The sequence below is a fragment of the Variovorax sp. P4_D9 genome (assembly GCF_056401695.1).
This window is the reverse complement of sequence record NZ_JBFUIU010001272.1, coordinates 1-1,849: the sequence shown is the minus strand read 5'-3', so window position 1 is coordinate 1,849 and position 1,849 is coordinate 1. Positions and strand designations below refer to the sequence as shown.

General features: G+C 62.7%; 3 protein-coding genes and 1 pseudogene. 2 read left to right on the top strand and 2 right to left on the bottom strand.

Features of this window, described 5'->3' with window-relative positions; all coding sequences use genetic code 11:
• Together AC1DY5_RS53850 and AC1DY5_RS53845 are read right to left on the bottom strand one after the other, a co-directional pair.
• Positions 1-211, bottom strand: a 211-nt coding sequence (locus AC1DY5_RS53850; protein WP_478122394.1) for a transposase domain-containing protein, incomplete at its 3' end; no start/stop codon positions are given.
• 84 nt (positions 212-295) lie between these two features.
• A complete protein-coding gene (locus tag AC1DY5_RS53845) occupies positions 296-811 on the bottom strand; it encodes a Rieske (2Fe-2S) protein (protein ID WP_478122393.1) in 516 nt (171 codons plus the stop codon).
• A gap of 167 nt (positions 812-978) precedes the next feature.
• Between AC1DY5_RS53845 and AC1DY5_RS53840 the strand changes: the two genes are divergently transcribed.
• Positions 979-1,584 (top strand): lysophospholipid acyltransferase family protein, encoded by a 606-nt coding sequence (locus tag AC1DY5_RS53840; RefSeq protein WP_478122392.1) that lies wholly within the window; start codon positions 979-981, stop codon positions 1,582-1,584.
• A gap of 101 nt (positions 1,585-1,685) precedes the next feature.
• A pseudogene (locus tag AC1DY5_RS53835) lies at positions 1,686-1,849 on the top strand (IS5/IS1182 family transposase); the annotation flags it as partial.

Sequence of the window (1,849 nt, the reverse complement as noted above, 5' to 3'; positions counted from 1 at the left end):
CCTCCAGCGGCGCCTCGCGCCACAGGGCCAGCGCCATCACGTAGTACACCACCGCCGCTGCCGGCAGCAGCCGCTCGCGCTGGCTGGCCTTGCCCGTCTCGGCGAGCACCTCGTCAATCAGCGGGCGCGGACACACCGCCGCAAGCACCCCGGCGCTGATCAGGTGCGCCGTGTCAACTCGAGCCGGTAGCGCCTTCCTTGTTCGTGCCATCGAATCCGTCCGTAGTGGAGACGGGACCGGATTGTCGCACAGAATTATCTAYCTAAACAGTATTGGACCTAGCCCTGGTCTCGCCTACCGCTTCGGAGCACGGGTGATGCGCAGGATGTGGTCTTCCCTGATTTCGAAGTCCGGAACATCCAGATCGGCCATCCACAGCAGTTGCGCGTCCTGGTCGGCGTACTGCTTGATCGCGCGGCCAGCGTAGTCCCATTCGCCAAAGCGGCATGGGTTGCGATACCCGCCTTGCCACGGGCGCACCGGCGCGTAGCGGTCCGCGCCCAGGGGCACGTGTTCTACCTCGCATCCGTCGGCCGGGCTCAGCAGGGAGTAGACGAAGAACGACGGACGCCCGGGCGCTATCGGACGCAGGTTCCAAGTGTGGGTGGTTTGCGCCCGAAGGTCATCGAGCATCGCATCGGTGGTTCGAACGAGGGCAAGCGGTGTACGTTGGAAGGTGTAGAACTTCGGGCTGCCCGCCGGAATCTCAGCAAGGTCGATTTCCAGGTAGGTTGCCTCTTTGCGTTCCAGCCCCGCCATCCACGACACGAAGGCGACCCAGGCGCCCATGGCGACCAGAAAGGCGATCACAAGCAGAGCACGACGTAGGGTCACTTCGTATCAAGCAAGCCGGCGACGAGACGAAACCTTTCGAACAATTGCGGGCACTCGCCTCTTCGGCGATTCCGTACGCTGAGCCGCGTGGGCCGAACAGGACTTGCCCCGCGTTGTGCGACGATACTCCATTCAATCGCGAGATGTCCTCCACTGCACAACCGCTAGTCGACACGCTCACGGAGGTCAACATTGTCGACCTCATGGACGCGGTCGGCCTATCGCGTTTTTGTGGCACACCATTGCGCCATCTGTTCCGGCCCATGGCTCGCCGCTTTGCATTGACTGCTCACGAGTTCGACATTCGCGTTGGCAAGGAGGGCCTTGCGCGAGGTAGCGCGTGGTTGATGAGCCGCATGACTGCTGGCCTGGTCACGTCGGGCTTGGGACACGTACCGACGCGGGGCCCTGTGGTCGTTCTGGCAAATCACCCCGGAATGACTGACACGGTCGCACTCTTCACCAGTCTCTCGCCGCGGCCGGACCTTCGAGTGATTGCTGCGGATCGCCTCTTCCTTCGTGCCTTGCCGAACGTCACGCAGCAGCTGATTCTTCTGCCAGAAGGCGCGGGAGGGCATATGGCTGTCGTACGAAGTGCGGCAAGGCATCTACAGGAAGGAGGCGCTCTGTTGACCTTCCCGGCGGGACACATCGAGCCCGACCCCGCCACGTTTGGCGCGCAGCGCGCCGTTGCGTCATTGAAGAATTGGTCCGACAGCTTCGTCTTGTTCGCCCGTCTGGTTCCTTAAGTGCGATTCGTGCCTGCGCTAGGAGCGTGTCGGGCTTTCCCGCCTACCCCGAGTGGGCGGCGGCTTGGACAATCGCGCCAGTTTAAATAGACCTCCACTGCATGAGCCGCTTCATTGCCGTAGATCGAGACACCGCCTACTTGCTGCCGCCGTCGGTTGATGAATGGCTACCGCAGGATCACCTGGCCCGCTTTGTCGTGGAGGTGATCGACCAGTTGGACCTGAGTGAGCTGGTGCGGCAATACGCGGGACGCGGCAGCAATGC

Bases quoted from the DNA above. Each gene is read 5' to 3' on its own strand.
- AC1DY5_RS53840 (WP_478122392.1), top strand. From the start codon at position 979: ATGTCCTCCACTGCACAACCGCTAGTCGACACGCTCACGGAGGTCAAC.